At 57.1% G+C, this 15,539-nt stretch carries 15 protein-coding genes; 12 read left to right on the plus strand and 3 right to left on the minus strand.

Going from position 1 to position 15,539, the window contains the following annotated elements; all coding sequences use genetic code 11:
- Window positions 1-5: 5 nt before the first annotated feature.
- The gene (ubiA, locus tag F3J39_RS13005; protein WP_039381959.1) at window positions 6-890 is read left to right on the plus strand and encodes a 4-hydroxybenzoate octaprenyltransferase; all 885 of its coding nucleotides are present in this window, start codon (window positions 6-8) and stop codon (window positions 888-890) included.
- A gap of 35 nt (window positions 891-925) precedes the next feature.
- On the opposite strand, the gene plsB is transcribed toward ubiA, so the two are convergent.
- Complete coding sequence (gene plsB, locus F3J39_RS13010; RefSeq protein ID WP_039381961.1) at window positions 926-3,349, minus strand: glycerol-3-phosphate 1-O-acyltransferase PlsB; 2,424 nt, start codon at window positions 3,347-3,349, stop codon at window positions 926-928.
- Window positions 3,350-3,476: 127 nt separating this feature from the next.
- On the opposite strand from plsB, the gene F3J39_RS13015 reads away from it, so the two are divergent.
- From F3J39_RS13015 to F3J39_RS13030, 4 genes are all read left to right on the plus strand, one after another.
- The gene (locus tag F3J39_RS13015; protein ID WP_039381963.1) at window positions 3,477-3,845 is read left to right on the plus strand and encodes a diacylglycerol kinase; all 369 of its coding nucleotides are present in this window, start codon (window positions 3,477-3,479) and stop codon (window positions 3,843-3,845) included.
- Between the two features lie 105 nt (window positions 3,846-3,950).
- The gene (gene lexA, locus F3J39_RS13020) at window positions 3,951-4,565 is read left to right on the plus strand and encodes a transcriptional repressor LexA (RefSeq protein WP_039381966.1); all 615 of its coding nucleotides are present in this window, start codon (window positions 3,951-3,953) and stop codon (window positions 4,563-4,565) included.
- A gap of 129 nt (window positions 4,566-4,694) precedes the next feature.
- Window positions 4,695-6,017 (plus strand): MATE family efflux transporter DinF, encoded by a 1,323-nt coding sequence (gene dinF / locus F3J39_RS13025; RefSeq protein ID WP_039381969.1) that lies wholly within the window; start codon window positions 4,695-4,697, stop codon window positions 6,015-6,017.
- 145 nt (window positions 6,018-6,162) lie between these two features.
- Window positions 6,163-6,375, plus strand: coding sequence for a CsbD family protein (locus tag F3J39_RS13030; RefSeq protein ID WP_071668452.1), 213 nt, complete (start codon window positions 6,163-6,165; stop codon window positions 6,373-6,375).
- 50 nt (window positions 6,376-6,425) lie between these two features.
- Here the strand turns inward: F3J39_RS13030 and zur are convergent, their stop codons facing one another.
- The gene (gene zur, locus F3J39_RS13035) at window positions 6,426-6,947 is read right to left on the minus strand and encodes a zinc uptake transcriptional repressor Zur (protein ID WP_071668451.1); all 522 of its coding nucleotides are present in this window, start codon (window positions 6,945-6,947) and stop codon (window positions 6,426-6,428) included.
- A gap of 388 nt (window positions 6,948-7,335) precedes the next feature.
- On the opposite strand from zur, the gene F3J39_RS13040 reads away from it, so the two are divergent.
- The 3 genes from F3J39_RS13040 to pspG all read left to right on the plus strand — a co-directional run bounded on the left by F3J39_RS13040 (window position 7,336) and on the right by pspG (window position 10,129).
- The gene (locus F3J39_RS13040) at window positions 7,336-8,598 is read left to right on the plus strand and encodes a conjugal transfer protein TraF (protein WP_166714333.1); all 1,263 of its coding nucleotides are present in this window, start codon (window positions 7,336-7,338) and stop codon (window positions 8,596-8,598) included.
- A 90-nt stretch (window positions 8,599-8,688) separates the two neighbouring features.
- Window positions 8,689-9,684, plus strand: coding sequence for a tRNA dihydrouridine(20/20a) synthase DusA (gene dusA, locus F3J39_RS13045; RefSeq protein WP_071668450.1), 996 nt, complete (start codon window positions 8,689-8,691; stop codon window positions 9,682-9,684).
- Between the two features lie 181 nt (window positions 9,685-9,865).
- Window positions 9,866-10,129: an envelope stress response protein PspG gene (gene pspG / locus F3J39_RS13050; RefSeq protein WP_039381981.1), complete on the plus strand. Its 264-nt coding sequence runs from the start codon at window positions 9,866-9,868 to the stop codon at window positions 10,127-10,129.
- Window positions 10,130-10,309: 180 nt separating this feature from the next.
- On the opposite strand, the gene F3J39_RS13055 is transcribed toward pspG, so the two are convergent.
- On the minus strand, window positions 10,310-11,293 hold the full coding sequence (locus tag F3J39_RS13055; RefSeq protein ID WP_039381983.1) for a quinone oxidoreductase: 984 nt from the start codon (window positions 11,291-11,293) through the stop codon (window positions 10,310-10,312).
- A 73-nt stretch (window positions 11,294-11,366) separates the two neighbouring features.
- Here F3J39_RS13055 and dnaB point away from each other — a divergent pair, with 73 nt between their 5' ends.
- The 4 genes from dnaB to F3J39_RS13075 all read left to right on the plus strand — a co-directional run bounded on the left by dnaB (window position 11,367) and on the right by F3J39_RS13075 (window position 15,477).
- Window positions 11,367-12,773, plus strand: a complete 1,407-nt coding sequence (gene dnaB, locus F3J39_RS13060; protein WP_039381986.1) for a replicative DNA helicase — start codon at window positions 11,367-11,369, stop codon at window positions 12,771-12,773.
- Window positions 12,774-12,901: 128 nt separating this feature from the next.
- Window positions 12,902-13,393 carry an Lrp/AsnC family transcriptional regulator gene (locus tag F3J39_RS13065; protein ID WP_039381989.1) on the plus strand — a complete coding sequence of 164 codons (492 nt, stop codon included), beginning with the start codon at window positions 12,902-12,904 and terminating at the stop codon, window positions 13,391-13,393.
- A 228-nt stretch (window positions 13,394-13,621) separates the two neighbouring features.
- The gene (locus tag F3J39_RS13070) at window positions 13,622-14,236 is read left to right on the plus strand and encodes a YitT family protein (protein ID WP_039381991.1); all 615 of its coding nucleotides are present in this window, start codon (window positions 13,622-13,624) and stop codon (window positions 14,234-14,236) included.
- 47 nt (window positions 14,237-14,283) lie between these two features.
- Entirely contained in the window at window positions 14,284-15,477 is a 1,194-nt protein-coding gene (locus F3J39_RS13075) for an amino acid aminotransferase (RefSeq protein ID WP_108570134.1), read from the plus strand.
- Window positions 15,478-15,539 lie beyond the last annotated feature (62 nt).

A 15,539-nucleotide genomic window follows, 5' to 3' on the forward strand; every position in this document is an offset into this window, starting at 1 on the left:
GACCCGTGCAAAAATCATTATCCGTAAGCAAATGGCAGGCTTACAGCCGCCTGATGCGCATCGACAAACCTATCGGCACGCTGCTGTTGATGTGGCCTACGCTCTGGGCGCTGTGGCTGGCTGGCATGGCGGTGCCGCCGCTGCCGGTGCTGATTGTGTTTGTGCTTGGCGTCATCGTTATGCGCGCTGCCGGCTGCGTCATCAATGATTACGCCGATCGCAAAGTGGATGGTCACGTCAAACGCACCGCCGGCCGGCCGCTGGCGAGCGGGGCGGTTTCAGAAAAAGAGGCAAAGCTGCTGTTTGCTGCGCTGGGCCTGCTGGCGTTTATGCTGGTGCTGACCATGAATCGCATGACCATCCTGCTCTCTTTCGGCGGGCTGGCGCTGGCTTGGGTCTACCCCTTTATGAAACGCTATACCCATCTGCCGCAGGTGGTGCTCGGCGCAGCCTTTGGCTGGGCGATCCCGATGGGGTGGGCTGCAGTAAGTGAGTCCTTACCTTTAGTCTGCTGGCTGGTGTTCTTCGCTAACATCTGCTGGACGGTGGCCTACGATACCCAGTACGCCATGGTGGATCGCGATGACGATTTGAAGATAGGCGTTAAATCTACGGCGATTCTGTTTGGTCGTTTTGACAAGCTGATTATTGGCCTGCTGCAGCTGGCCACGCTGGGGCTGATGGCGCTGGTGGGAAGTATGCTGAATCTGAACGGGGCATTCTACTGGTCACTGCTGGCTGCCGGCGCGCTGTTTGTCTATCAGCAGAGCCTGATCGCCCGCCGCGAACGCGACGCCTGCTTTCAGGCCTTTCTGAATAACAACTATGTGGGACTGGTGCTGTTTGCTGGCGTGCTGCTGAATACGCAGCCGTTTCTGGCGCTGTTCTGAACCGGCAGGGACGCATCCTGCGTCCCTGCTTTGCCTTACTCGTGTGCGACCGCACTCTCTATCGTCAGACGCACATCGCTGGTGACCAGCTCCGCCAGCATCTGCCACATCGCGTGCGTGCGCTCCGCATCGGCATCACCTGAGTCGCTGATATAGCGCTCATCGCGCAGCGTCAGCACCAGCGTGGTAAATACCGCCTTATCAAAGAACTCCGGCGCATTGATACCGTGCAGCACTGACAGACGCTGCGCCAGCGTGCGGCTCTCTTTCTCCAGCGTGCCGCGGTTGATCGTCGGTTTGGCACTGAGAATGGCGAAAGTGATCGCAAAGCGCTGCAGCGTTTCGCGAATACCGGCTGCCAGCAGCTGCAGCGTGCGATAGCGCGCGGCGCTCAGCTTAATCTGCCCATCCAGCTGCGTTACCAGCCCCTGTCGCGCCATCTCCGCGCACAGCGCGCTAAGCAGCGCCGGCAGTTCGGCACTTTCCCAGCGCAGGAACAGTTCACTTTTCAGCATCGGGTAGACCAGGCTTACCTGACGCAGAAGCTCTGCTTCGCTGATTTCGCGGTGCTGCTGCACAATCGCGGCAATCAGCGACGGCATCACCAGCATGTGCTGAATGTTATTCCGGTAGTAGGTCATCAGCACGGCCTGCTCGCGCGGCAGAATAATGATATCGCCGATGCTGTCCTGCTCGGTTTCAAACTTATTCATGCCCATCGCGTGATCCAGCAGCGCTTCGGCGCTCAGATCGGGCACCGTCGCTTCCGGTGAATAGGGCACGTTGCGCAGCAGCTGGGTGTAGCACTCCAGCTGCTCCGTCAGCTGCTCACGCGTCAGCGAGCGCTGACGGGACGCAAGCAGCGCGGTCACACACAGATTCATGGCGTTGGCCGCACCCGCTTCGTTAATGCGCACCATCAGGCGGGCAGCGATATCGTTTACCGCTGGCGTCATCCACGCGGGGCGCTGCGGATCGATCGGGTCGATCGCCTCGCGCCACTCGGGAATATGCTTGTTCAGGTAGTTAACCAGCGGCAGCGGTTCGCCAAAGTTAACGTAGCCCTGACCGAGATTGCGCAGCTTACGCAGGCCGCGCACCATCTGCACAAAGCCCTCTTTCTCTTTCGCTGCGCCGCGCAGCTCTTTGGCGTAAGTACCCACTTCCATTACGTGCTCATAGCCGATGTAGATCGGTACAAACGTAATCGGACGGCTGCCGCCGCGCAGCAGCGCCTGCAGCGTCATTGAAAGCGTGCCGGTTTTGGGATCGAGCAGGCGACCGGTGCGCGAGCGTCCGCCCTCAACAAAGTACTCAACCGAGTAGCCGCGGCTGAACAGCTCGCCCAGATATTCGCGGAATACGGTGGAGTAGAGTTTATTGCCCTTAAAGGTACGGCGAATAAAGAAGGCCCCCAGCCGGCGGAAAATGGGCCCGGCTGGCCAGAAGTTAAGATTGATACCGGCAGCGATGTGCGGCGGCACCAGCCCCTGATGATAAAGCACGTAGGAGAGCAGCAGATAATCCATATGGCTGCGGTGGCAGGGCACATAGACTATTTCATGACCATCCTGCGCCAGCTGACGCACGCGCTCGCCGCCGTTGACGCTAATGCCCTGATAGAGGCGGCTCCAGAGCCAGCCCATGATGCGGTCGGTAACGCGGATCGCCTCATATGAGAAGTCTGCCGCGATCTCTTCCATCATCTCAACGGCGTTTTGCTGCGCTTTTTCATGCGAAATCTTTTTGCTGCGCGCTTCATCTTCAACCGCTTTTTCAATCGCCTTCGACTGCAGCAGCTTGTTGAACAGATCCTGACGGGCGGGCAGGCTTGGTCCCACCGCGGCGAGACGCTGGCGGGCAAAGTGAATACGCGCCACGCGCGCCAGCTTCTGCGCAATCGACTTATCCGTGCCGTGTTCGGTCGCCATCTGGCGCAGCGAGACGGTGGAAGAGAAGCGGACAAAGCTGTCGCGACCGTGCCAGAGAATGGCGAAAAACTTCTGTACGCCATTCAGTACGCGCAGATGCGGCGTAGGCTCGCCCTGAATTTCACGACCCGGCGCACGGCCAAACATCACCGCCACCGGCAGCATCTGGACATCCAGCTGCGGGTTATTACGATGCAGATCCAGATAGTCGTGAAACAATTTCACTGACTCCGGGTTCGCCACGTAGTAAGGAAAGACACGCGGGCCATCATGGATAAACACATGGCGCGGCAGCAGCGTGCCGTCAATCTCCAGCGGCGCGAGCGGATCGGGCAGATCAAGCCGCAGACACTGGTTGCGTAATGTAAGCAGGTCCGCCTTTGAATCATAAGGCAAAACATACATCACGGGACGAGTGGGATCGATACCGTGCTCCGAAACCGGATCGGTCGGTATGACCTTACTTTTTACCAAAATAGAGAGTGGTAAATTCAATAATTTGTAATAGAGTTTACGCCAACCTGACATAGACAACTTGAAGCCTCTTGTTAGCAAAGCGCGGCAAGCATACCAGAAAGTGCAGCGGAGATCTGTGGCTGTGCCATCGCACGCTGCGCACTCATTGACGCCAAAATTACTCAAGGGTTCCCTATTCATGGCAAATAACGTTACCGGCCTGCTGCGTATTATCAAAGCGGCGGGCTACTCCTGGCAGGGAATACGCGCAGCCTGGCAACATGAAGCGGCCTTTCGTCAGGAAGCCGTTGCAGCGGTGATTGCGGTAGTTGTCGCCTGCTGGCTGGATGTGGACGCAGTGACGCGCGTACTGCTAATTGGTTCGGTGATACTGGTGGTGGTGGTGGAGATCCTCAACAGCGCGATTGAGGCGGTGGTCGACCGAATCGGCCAGGAGCGTCATCCGCTGGCGGGCCGCGCTAAGGATATGGGTTCTGCCGCCGTACTGCTGACGATCCTTCTCGCGCTGTTTGTCTGGATAACGCTGCTCTGGCCGCACGCATATTAAGGCCGCCCGTACCGATATATCGCTGATTTTTGCCGCAGCTGCGGTTTTCATTTCGCCAATACCTGTATATACTCACAGCGACTGTATAAACAACCAGGGGGCGGGATGAAAGCGTTAACCAGCAGGCAGCAGCAGGTCTATGACCTGATTCGCGACCATATTAATACAACCGGCATGCCGCCAACGCGTGCTGAAATCGCTTCACAGCTGGGCTTCCGCTCACCCAATGCAGCTGAAGAGCACCTGAAAGCGCTGGCGCGTAAAGGGGTCATTGAGATTGTCTCTGGCGCCTCGCGCGGCATTCGCTTGCTGATGGAAGAAGAGACAAGCGGCGGACTGCCGTTAATCGGGCGTGTCGCTGCCGGCGAGCCGCTGCTGGCTCAGGAGCACATCGAGACCCACTATCAGGTCGATGCTAACCTGTTCAAGCCGAGTGCGGATTTTCTGCTGCGCGTTAGCGGCATGTCGATGAAAGATATCGGGATTATGGATGGCGATCTGCTTGCCGTGCATAAAACCCAGGATGTGCGTAATGGCCAGGTCGTGGTGGCGCGCATTGACGACGAGGTCACCGTAAAACGCTGGAAAAAGCAGGGTGCTATCGTGCATCTGCTGCCGGAAAACAGCGATTTTCAGCCTATCGAAGTGGATACGCGCCAGCAGTCTCTGACCGTTGAAGGTCTGGCTGTCGGTATTGTCCGTACCGGTGAATGGCTGTAATACCTGGTTAGTCCCCCCGCTGCGGTCTGTGCTTGCACAGGCCGCGGTCTGCTATATTACCCCTCTGCTTCCAACCGTGGCGCCGTGCAGCTGCATGAGGCGCGTTGCCCGCAATAACAGGACTGGCTGATGCCGCTGTTTACCTCTTCTGATCGCACGCTCTGGCGCCTGGCGCTGCCCATGATCCTCTCTAACATCAGCGTACCGCTGCTGGGCATTGTGGATACGGCTATCATTGGCCACCTCGACAGCCCGGTTTACCTCGGCGGCGTAGCCGTGGGTGCAACGGCCACCAGCTTTGTCTTTATGCTGCTGCTCTTTTTGCGGATGAGCACCACTGGCCTGACGGCGCAGGCGTTCGGCGCCCGCGATAAGCCAGCGCTGGCGCGGGCGCTGATCCAGCCGATGCTGATTGCGCTGACGGCAGGCGTGCTGTTCATTGCGCTACGAACGCCGGTCAGCGAGCTGGCAGCCGCGCTGATGGGCGGCAGCGAGGCGGTGCAGCAGCAGGCACAAACCTTTATCGCTATCCGCTGGCTCAGCGCGCCTGCCACGCTGGCAAATCTGGTGATCCTCGGCTGGCTGCTCGGCGTACAGTATGCGCGCGCGCCGATGGTGCTGCTTATTACCGGCAACGTCGTGAATATCCTGCTCGATCTGCTGTTTGTTCTGCAGTGGCACTGGGGCGTGGCGGGTGCCGCAGCGGCCACCGCCGTCGCGGACTATGTGACGCTGGCCGTGGGGCTATGGATGGTGGCGCGGGTGCTGGCGCTGCGCGGCATATCATTTTCGCTGCTTAAAGCCAGCTGGCGCGGCGACGCCGCGCGCCTGTTCCGGCTTAACCGCGACATCATGCTGCGTTCGCTGCTGCTGCAGCTCTGCTTCGCCTCGCTGACGCTACTGGGCGCGCGACTCGGCGCTGACGTGGTCGCCGTCAATGCGGTATTGCTGATGTTCCTGACTTTTACTGCCTATGCGCTGGATGGTTTTGCGTATGCGGTGGAAGCCTGCTCCGGTGAGGCGACCGGCGCAGGCGATCGCAGCCGGCTGCGGCTGATCTGGTATGCCGCCTGCCGGCAGGCGGGCATTGTGGCGCTGCTGTTCGCTGTGATTTACGCCCTCTGCGGTCCGGCAATTATCGCGCTGCTGACCTCGATTGAGTCGCTGCGTGAGGCGGCTGACCGCTATCTGATCTGGCAGGTGATCCTGCCGCTGGCTGGCGTCTGGTGCTATCTGCTGGATGGGATGTTTATCGGAGCCACGCGCGGCCGGGATATGCGCAACAGCATGCTGCTGGCGGCGCTGGGCTATGCGCTGACGCTGCTGACGCTGCCGTGGCTCGGGAATCATGGTTTATGGCTGGCTATTACCGTATTTCTCGCGCTGAGAGGCATTACGCTCGGGCTGATCTGGCGTCATCACTGGCAGCGCGACAGCTGGTTCAGCGTGTGATAGCAGCCGGTCAGGCGGTAGCCCACAAAACTGGCAGTTTGTGCTGCAGCGGTTAACCTTAACGTGACAGCACGCGGGTTATACGGCGGTTCAGCCCGCGCTGTGGTGGCATACCGTCTGGCTCAGCAAACCGGGGAGAGATGCAATGAACAGAGATGAAGCGAGTGGCAGCTGGAAACAGTTTAAAGGAAAATGCAAAGAGCAGTGGGGCAAGCTGACCGATGATGACCTGAGCGTGATCGAAGGCAGACGCGAGCAGCTGATCGGCAAAATTCAGGAGCGCTACGGCTATGCCAGAGCAGAAGCGGAGCGCGAAGTAAACGAATGGGAAAGCCGGCACAACGATCCACACAGCTAGTGCCACCCCGCTTCAGAGCATAACCCGCCCGCATGCCTTCAGGCGTGCGCTCAGCCCTTTTTGCCGCGTTTTTTACTCATCGCTTCATGATCGTGCGCGCAGCTGGCGTGCTGTGTACAGGCGGCAATTTCCGCACAGTTTTCGCACAGGCCGTGCGCTTCAATTACCGTATGGCGCAGGCTGAAGTTTGCCTGGTCAGCCAGTCCCGCAATGATTTTTTCCACGCCGTGCGCCTGCTGTTCACTCACTGCGGCACAGCTGTCGCAAACCAGCATGACAGAGCTGTGGGCCGGCTCATTGAAATGATGGCAGACCACATAGCTGTTGTTGGACTCCACGCGGTGGATAAATCCCTGCTCCAGCAAAAAGTCGAGGGCGCGGTAAATCGTGGGCGGCTTCGCCTGAGGCTCACTCATACGCAGCTGATCCAGCAGATCGTAGGCGCTGACAGAACCTTTCTGCTCAGCCATCAGGCGCAGTACTTCGGCACGCTGTGGCGTAAGACGCACGCCGCGATCGAGACAGAGCGCCTCGACCTGGGTCAGCAGCTGCGCTGGGGTAAGAGTTGACATAATGTTCTCCGGCTAACAGGTGATGTTATTTTATCACACTCCATCCGCCCATGCTGTTTTTGCCTGCCCAGGCCGAAGCGTGCTGTCGATCACACTTATCCGGCAATTTTAAGCGTGTTTAGCGCGCTATTTTTGCTTTGCAAGTGACCAGATTCCCGATATGGTTCAGGCAGGCTAAAGTTATCACTGGCCTTATAAGAGCAATAATTCGCCTGAGTGGCTAAAAAAAGCGCAGTGTGACGCAATCGTGTCCAATTCTGCGAACAGCAGTGCTTATCCCTTTCAGTTCACAGCAATGAAGCGTTAGCCGCCATTCAGAATAGCGGTTAACACCATTATTTCGCCTACGCGACACTCAATAATTTTTTAAGGTGATAGCAGCCTCATGATGACAACACGCTTTACGCTGGCCCGGGTGGCTTATTTTGCTGGTTTAAACGCGCTGCTGGTTTCCTCTTCAGCGCTGGCCGCGGGAACCTGGTATGATGCGCGCAATGATGCGATGGGCGGAACCGGTGTCGCATCGTCGCACTGGAGCTCTGCCGTGCTGGCTAACCCCGCGCTGATGACACGCGCGCAGCCGGAAGAGAACGCCGGCATTATTTTTCCCTCTGCCGGGTTACAGGTGACGGATAAAGACAAGCTGGTCGATCGCATTGATGACATCACCGATACGGTTGATCGCTATCGCGACGTGATTGATAACATCAACGCGAATCTCATCTCGGATCCGTTTGCCGCCATCAATGCGGTACCGCAACTGCGTGCCGCAGCCGGTGATATGGCCGATCAGCTGCGCGGGCTTAAAGGTAACAAAGCGGATGCCACCGCTGGCGTTGCGCTGGCCGTCACCGTTCCCAATGCGACGCTGCCGTTTGCTTTTATTACCAAAGCCTATGGCACCGCCCATATCCGGGCCAATGTGGCTCAGAGCGATATCGATTATCTGGATAGTCTGGCAAACGGGGCGTTTCCGCAGCCGGGCGATCAGGATAACCTGCGCTCCAGCGCGAACGGACTGGCAGCGCTGGTCACCGATTATGGTATCGCCATGGCGCATGAGTTCACGGTTGCCGGTCATCCGGTCTCGCTCGGTATTACGCCCAAGCTGCAGAAGACATGGCTCTATAACTACAGCGCCAGCGTCTATAACTACGATAAAAACGATCTTAAAAACGGACGCTATCGCAGTTCAGACACCGGCTTTAACGTTGATGCCGGTCTCGCAACCGCGTTTGCTGAAAACTGGACGTTTGGTCTGACCGGGCAGAACCTGATCTCACGCGATCTGGAAACCAAAGTCGTCAATGGCTATCGCGATACCTATCAAATCCGTCCGCTGGTGACAACCGGACTGGCATGGGAGCGCGGGCCGGTTACCCTGACCGGCGATGTGGACCTGACGGAAACCAAACGCTTTAAGTCGCAGGAGAGCAGCCAGTATGCGGGCGCAGGCGCGGAATATCGCGTGCTCGACTGGCTGGCACTGCGGGCAGGCTATCGCGCCGATCTGAAATCAAATGACGTTAACGTGGTTACCGCCGGCCTCGGGCTGTCGCCGTTTAATAATGCGGTGCATCTGGATCTCGCGGGCTCCGCCGGTAAAGATCGTACCTGGGGTGCGATGGTACAGCTCGGCTTTAACTTCTGACGGGTCTGTCACGGGCGGCTGTGTCGTCCGTGACGGCTGTGGTATCATTGCGCAGTTTCTCATCATTTAACTCCGGATCTACTGCGCTTCATGACTGATAACTTCTCTTCGCAACGCTTCTCTATCGCGCCGATGCTCGACTGGACCGATCGTCACTGCCGCTATTTTCATCGCAAGCTGACCGGCGATACGCTGCTCTATACCGAAATGGTGACGACCGGCGCGATTATTCATGGCAAAGGCGATTACCTTGCCTATAGCGAAGAGGAGCATCCGGTTGCGCTGCAGCTGGGCGGCAGCGATCCGGCGGCGCTGGCGCAGTGTGCCCGACTGGCTGAAGCGCGCGGTTACGATCAGATCAACCTTAACGTGGGCTGTCCTTCCGACCGCGTACAGAACGGTCGTTTTGGTGCCTGCCTGATGGCGGATGCGAACCTGGTGGCTGACTGCATTAAAGCGATGCGCGATGTGGTTTCTATTCCGGTCACGGTAAAAACCCGCATCGGTATTGATGAGCAGGACAGCTACGCGTTTCTGCGCGACTTTACCGGCACCGTGGCAGAGCGGGGCGGCTGCGACACCTTTATCATTCACGCTCGCAAAGCCTGGCTGTCAGGCCTGAGCCCCAAAGAGAACCGGGAGATCCCGCCGCTGGACTATCCGCGCGTTTATCAGCTAAAACGTGATTTTCCGGCGCTGACCATGGCGATCAACGGCGGGGTAAAAACGCTGGAAGAGGCCAAGACGCACCTGATGCATCTGGATGGCGTGATGATGGGCCGCGAAGCGTATCAAAATCCTTCCGTGCTGGCGCAGGTTGACCGCGAGCTTTTTGGCCGCACAACGCCGGCAGTGGATCTGGTCGCCGTTGTGCGTTCAATGTATCCCTATATCGAAGCGGAACTGACGCAGGGCACTTATCTGGGGCACGTCACCCGGCATATGCTGGGGCTGTTTCAGGGTATTCCGGGTGCCCGTCAGTGGCGACGGTATCTGAGCGAAAATGCCCATAAACCGGGTGCTGATGTGCGGGTGCTGGAAGCCGCGCTGGCGCTGGTGGCCGATCGCATCCCCCAGGAAGCGTAATTCGCGCTCTCTAAAAACCGCAGCAGAAATGGTGCGGTTTTATTTTGCCTGAAACCTGGTTTTTTTCACCACTTCTACCGCAGTGCCCTGAATAAATACTTTTCAATCAATATCTTATAAATTAACCGATCTGGCACGAAAATTGTATCTGTCAGCAGAGTCCTGACAGAGGAGAATAGACGTGGAAATTGTATTTGTGCTTGGGTTCTTTTTAATGCTGTTGCTGACCGGCGTTTCCCTGCTGGGGGTGATTGCGGCTTTAGCCGTTGCCACCGCGCTGATGTTTTTAACCGGCCTGTTTGCCTTTGTTATAAAACTGTTACCCTGGCTGCTGCTGGCCGTGGTCGCCGTCTGGGTCTGGCGCAGCGTTACCACACCGGGTAGCAGCACCAGACTGAACCGGCTCAGGAGAAAAATCAGCAGGATGGAGCGACGCGGCTGGTAAAAAATGCGGCTCAGATCACAGCGCTGAATTCCGCTGGCGCTAAATAAAACGTAAACATATTTTTTACTTATGTTTTCTGCCACTATACGTATACAGATTCAGTACCGCTGTCCCTACACCAGCGCGAACTAAAAAAAGAATCAGGGGCTTCCTTCAGGAAGCCCTCTTTTTTTGCCTGCATCAGGGCAGCAGCAGGCTGGAGCCCTGGGTCGCACGACTCTCCAGTATCTGATGCGCGCGCATGGCATCGCGCAGCGGGAACTTCTGCTGCTCCGGTACGTTTACCTGAATGGCGCGGCTGGCTATCAGGGAAAAGAGTTCACTGCTCGCCTGCTCCAGCTCCTCACGGTTTGTGATATAGCCAAACAGCGACGGGCGGGTGACAAACAGAGAGCCTTTCTTATTAAGAATTCCTAAATCCACGCCGGTTACCGGGCCGGAGGCGTTGCCAAAGCTGACCAGCAGCCCGTGGCGCTGCAGAGAGTCGAGCGATGGTTCCCAGGTATCCTTACCGACAGAGTCATACACCACGGCCACTTTTTTCCCCTGCGTCAGTTCGCTGACGCGCTGTGCAATATCCTCTTCGCGATAGTTGATGGTGGCCCATGCGCCAGCCGCTTTGGCAATCTGCGCTTTTTCGGCAGAACCCACCGTGCCGATAAGATGTGCACCCAGCGCTTTGGCCCACTGGCAGGCAATCAGACCCACACCGCCTGCGGCAGCATGAAACAGAAACGTCTCATCCGCTTTGACTTTCCAGGTTTGTCGCAGCAGATACTGGACTGTCAGCCCTTTAAGAAATGAGGCAGCCGCCGTTTCAAAAGAGATACTCTCCGGCAGCAGCGCCAGCCGCTCTTCCGCAACGTTGTGAAGTTCACTGTAAGCGCCCAGAGCGGCCTGACAGTAAACCACCCGATCGCCAGGCTGAAAACGCGTGACCGCTGCGCCCACTTTGCTGACCACGCCTGCCGCTTCGGTACCGAGTCCGGAAGGAAAGGCTGAAACCGGGTAGAGCCCGCTGCGCACATAGGTGTCGATATAGTTGATGCCTATCGCCCGGTTTTCTACCTGCACCTCATGCTCAGCCGGATCGGCAGGATCAAAATCTGCCCACTGCAAAACCTCCGGGCCACCGTGCTGACTGAACTGAATACGCTTTGCCATGCTGACTCCTGTGAATGTTCATCCGGGGGCGGTATACTTGCGCGTCCCTTTCACGATCGGTAATGCATTCACTATGGCAGGAAACAAACCCACCAACAAATCGAACGAACCCCGCGATCGGCAGCTGGAAGGCGTAAAAATGCCGCCGCACTCCATAGAAGCGGAGCAGTCGGTGCTGGGTGGGTTGATGCTGGACAACGAGCGCTGGGACAACGTCTCTGAGCGCGTTGTCGCAGACGATTTTTTTAACCGCTCACACCGCATGATTTTTGCTGAGATGCAGCGGCTGCTGGAGCTGGGCCAGCCTATCGACCTGATCACGCTGTCAGAGTCGCTGGAAACGCGCGGCGAGCTGGAGATGGCGGGCGGCTTTGCCTATCTGGCCGAACTCGCGAAAAATACGCCAAGTGCGGCTAACATCGGCGCCTATGCAGATATCGTGCGCGAACGTGCGGTAGTGCGTGAGATGATCGCGGTTGCTAACCAGATTGCCGACGCCGGTTACGATCCGCAGGGGCGGAGCAGTGAAGATCTGCTCGACTTTGCCGAATCCAACGTCTTTAAAATCGCCGAGCAGCGCGCGAATAAAGATGACGGCCCGCAGAACATTGAGCAGATCCTTGAAGCCACCGTGTCCCGTATTGAAGCGCTGGTCTCAACGCCGCACGATGGCGTAACCGGCGTAGATACCGGCTATCAGGATCTGAACAAAAAAACGGCTGGCCTGCAGGGGTCCGATCTGATTATCGTGGCGGCGCGTCCCTCAATGGGTAAAACCACGTTCGCCATGAACCTGTGCGAAAACGCCGCGATGCTCAATGAGAAACCGGTGCTGATCTTCAGTCTGGAGATGCCCAGCGAGCAGCTGATGATGCGTATGCTGGCATCTCTGTCGCGCGTGGACCAGACGCGTATTCGTACCGGCCAGCTGGAAGATGAGGACTGGGCGCGCATCTCCGCCACGATGGGTATTCTGCTGGAGAAGAAAAACATCTTTATTGATGACTCTTCCGGCCTGACGCCAACCGAAGTACGCTCGCGTGCCCGCCGCGTGTTCCGCGAAAATGGCGGTCTGAGCATGATCATGATCGACTATCTGCAGCTGATGCGCGTGCCGTCGCACTCCGAGAACCGTACGCTGGAGATCGCCGAAATTTCGCGTTCATTGAAAGCGCTGGCCAAAGAGCTGAATGTGCCGGTCGTGGCGCTGTCGCAGCTAAACCGTTCACTGGAGCAGCGCGCCGACAAACGTCCGGTTAACTCCGATCTGCGTGAATCAGGATCGATCGAGCAGGATGCTGACCTGATCATGTTTATCTACCGCGATGAGGTTTATCACGAAAACAGCGATCTGAAAGGCATCGCTGAGATCATCATCGGCAAGCAGCGTAACGGGCCGATCGGTACCGTGCGTCTTACCTTCAACGGCCAGTGGTCGCGCTTTGACAACTACGCCGGCCCGCAATACGACGACGAATAAGCCTTTGCCTGCCAGTGCATGCACGTTTTGTGCATGCACCTCACGTCATCAGAAAATAGTGTTGGACAAGGCGGTCCGCTATCAGGTTATCTGTGCCAAAGCGAATGTGACAACGCTGTGGGATCAGAATGACGCAGGTAGATGATTACGATCTTAAGATATTGACGCTATTACAATCTAACGGCCGTCTTACCAATCAGGAACTGAGCGATCTGGTGGGGTTATCCGCATCACAATGCTCACGCCGCCGCATCAACCTTGAACAGGCGAATTTAATCCTTGGCTATCATGCCCGGCTGTCGCCTGATGCGGTGGGTCTCGGCATGGTCGGACTGATTGAAGTGCGGCTGAAAAACCATACGCCCGATTACGAAGATAACTTTTTGCAGATGGTAGAAGCAGAACCCGCCATTGTTGACGCGTTTAAAACCACCGGAGACGCTGACTATCTGCTGAAAGTGGCGGTGGCCGATCTCGCTTCGCTGAGCGCGCTGATCAGCCAGCTGGTGGCGGGCCATCAGAGCGTGTCGCACGTTAAAACGGCGGTGGTACTCAACCGGCTGAAAGAGAATGGCCTGATGATGAAGCCTGCGCACAAAGTGCGCCATAAAGGTGCATAATGCGCCATAAAAGTGCATCAGACTCCCTCTCTCTGCTTATTTCTCGCGATTAAGACCGAATTTGTGCATGAATCAACGGTTTTATTCTGATTCATGCATAAAACTGTGCAATAAAGCGCCTTAGATATCAATGGGATATTCGCTGGCACCCTCCGGCTAAGCAGCAGCGAGGCCGGAGTGGTGCGTTTTTTGCAGCTATATCGCTTTTATTTGCACAGAGAACTCCTGATGGACAACATCGCTCAGCCAGTGGCGGCTCCTCACTCCCGCATCGAAGATGCGCTGGCTATCGTGCTGGGAACGCTGATGGTCTCATTTGGCGTCATGCTGCTGAAGCAGGCGGGCGCGCTGACCGGCGGAACGGCCGGTATCGCGTTTTTAATCAGCTACCTTTCATCCTCCTCTTTCGGCGCCGCCTTTTTTGCCATCAATCTGCCGTTTTACTGGCTGGCGATACGCCGCATGGGGTGGGAATTTACCTGCAAAACCTTTGGTGCCGTGGCGCTGGTTTCCCTGTTCACACAGCTGCATCCGCTGTTTATCCACTTTTCGGCATTAAATCCTTTTTATGCGACACTGTTCGGTAACGTGGTCATGGGGATCGGGTTTATAGTGTTGTTTCGTCACAAAGCCAGCCTGGGTGGTATCAATATTCTGGCGCTCTGGCTGCAGGATCGCACCGGTCTGCGTGCCGGGAAGCTACAGATGATGGTTGATACCTGTGTGGTATGCGCCTCGCTGTTTGTCGTACCGCTACCGATGCTGCTGGCCTCTGTTGCGGGCGCGGCGATCCTCAACCTTATCATTGCGCTGAACCATCGTCCTGGCCGCTATCAGGTATAAAAGCGCCGTCTTACGCTTACTCATGCATTTTTATGGAGATCTGCACCGTGTTTCAAAACGTTGATGCCTACGCCGGCGATCCGATTCTGTCGCTGATGGAAACCTACAAACAAGATCCGCGCGCGCATAAAGTCAATCTCAGTATCGGCCTGTTCTACAACGAAGCAGGGATCGTTCCGCAGCTGCAGGCCGTTGCGGCAGCTGAAGAGCGTCTGCAGGCGCAGCCGCATCAGGCATCACTCTATCTGCCGATGGAAGGTTTAGGCCCTTACCGCAACGCCATTGCGCCGCTGCTGTTTGGTCACGAACACCCGGTGCTGAAAGCGGGACGCATCGCGTCTATTCAGACGCTGGGTGGTTCCGGTGCGCTGAAAGTGGGGGCTGATTTCCTGAAGCGCTATTTTCCGCACTCAGAGGTCTGGGTCAGCGATCCGACCTGGGAAAATCACGTAGCGATTTTTAACGGCGCGGGCTTCGCGGTAAACACCTACCCCTGGTACGATGCTGAGACCAACGGCGTTAAGTTTGACGCATTTATCCGCTGCCTGAAATCGCTGCCGAAGCATGCCATTGTGCTGCTGCATCCCTGCTGCCATAACCCGACCGGCGCCGATCTCACTGATGCCCAGTGGGATGAGACCACCGCCGTGCTGAAAGCGCAGGAGCTGATCCCGTTCCTCGATATCGCCTATCAGGGCTTTGGTGCAGGAATGGAAGAGGATGCTTACGCCATTCGCGCTATCGCAGCCGCGGGTCTGCCGGCGCTGGTGAGCAACTCATTTTCCAAGATCTTCTCGCTCTATGGCGAGCGCGTGGGCGGGCTCTCTGTGGTCTGCGACAGCGCTGAAGAAGCGGGACGGGTGCTGGGTCAGCTGAAAGCCACCGTGCGCCGCAACTACTCCAGTCCGCCAAATTTTGGTGCGCAGGTAGTCTCCTGCGTGCTGAATGATGCCGCATTACTGAACATGTGGCTGGCAGAAGTTGAAGCGATGCGCCTGCGTATTGCGGAGATGCGCCAGGCGCTGGTCAGCGAGCTGCAGGCAATTCTGCCGGGTAAAAATGTCGACTATCTGCTGAAGCAGCGCGGTATGTTCAGCTACACCGGTCTCAGCGCACAGCAGGTTGATCGCCTGCGCGATGAGTTCGGGATCTATCTTATCGCCAGCGGGCGTATGTGCGTTGCTGGTCTGAACCGCAGTAACGTTAAACGCGTTGCAGAGGCGTTTGCTGCCGTTATGTAACTGCCGGACGCGACACCACGAACCATCCGTTTTAATGCGGATGGTTTTTTTTTGCGTCTGCC

Source organism: Pantoea sp. Acro-807, assembly GCF_011752675.1.
Taxonomy (GTDB): domain Bacteria; phylum Pseudomonadota; class Gammaproteobacteria; order Enterobacterales; family Enterobacteriaceae; genus Pantoea; species Pantoea eucrina.

What these genes read in the sequence shown, in the direction of transcription:
- F3J39_RS13015 (WP_039381963.1), top strand. Translation starts at nt 3,477, where the DNA reads ATGGCAAATAACGTTACCGGCCTGCTGCGTATTATCAAAGCGGCGGGC.
- dinF (WP_039381969.1), top strand. Translation starts at nt 4,695, where the DNA reads ATGCCGCTGTTTACCTCTTCTGATCGCACGCTCTGGCGCCTGGCGCTG.
- dusA (WP_071668450.1), top strand. Translation starts at nt 8,689, where the DNA reads ATGACTGATAACTTCTCTTCGCAACGCTTCTCTATCGCGCCGATGCTC.
- dnaB (WP_039381986.1), top strand. Translation starts at nt 11,367, where the DNA reads ATGGCAGGAAACAAACCCACCAACAAATCGAACGAACCCCGCGATCGG.
- plsB (WP_039381961.1), bottom strand. Translation starts at nt 3,349, where the DNA reads ATGTCAGGTTGGCGTAAACTCTATTACAAATTATTGAATTTACCACTC.
- zur (WP_071668451.1), bottom strand. Translation starts at nt 6,947, where the DNA reads ATGTCAACTCTTACCCCAGCGCAGCTGCTGACCCAGGTCGAGGCGCTC.
- F3J39_RS13030 (WP_071668452.1), top strand. Translation starts at nt 6,163, where the DNA reads ATGAACAGAGATGAAGCGAGTGGCAGCTGGAAACAGTTTAAAGGAAAA.
- F3J39_RS13065 (WP_039381989.1), top strand. Translation starts at nt 12,902, where the DNA reads ATGACGCAGGTAGATGATTACGATCTTAAGATATTGACGCTATTACAA.
- F3J39_RS13070 (WP_039381991.1), top strand. Translation starts at nt 13,622, where the DNA reads ATGGACAACATCGCTCAGCCAGTGGCGGCTCCTCACTCCCGCATCGAA.
- lexA (WP_039381966.1), top strand. Translation starts at nt 3,951, where the DNA reads ATGAAAGCGTTAACCAGCAGGCAGCAGCAGGTCTATGACCTGATTCGC.
- F3J39_RS13040 (WP_166714333.1), top strand. Translation starts at nt 7,336, where the DNA reads ATGACAACACGCTTTACGCTGGCCCGGGTGGCTTATTTTGCTGGTTTA.
- F3J39_RS13055 (WP_039381983.1), bottom strand. Translation starts at nt 11,293, where the DNA reads ATGGCAAAGCGTATTCAGTTCAGTCAGCACGGTGGCCCGGAGGTTTTG.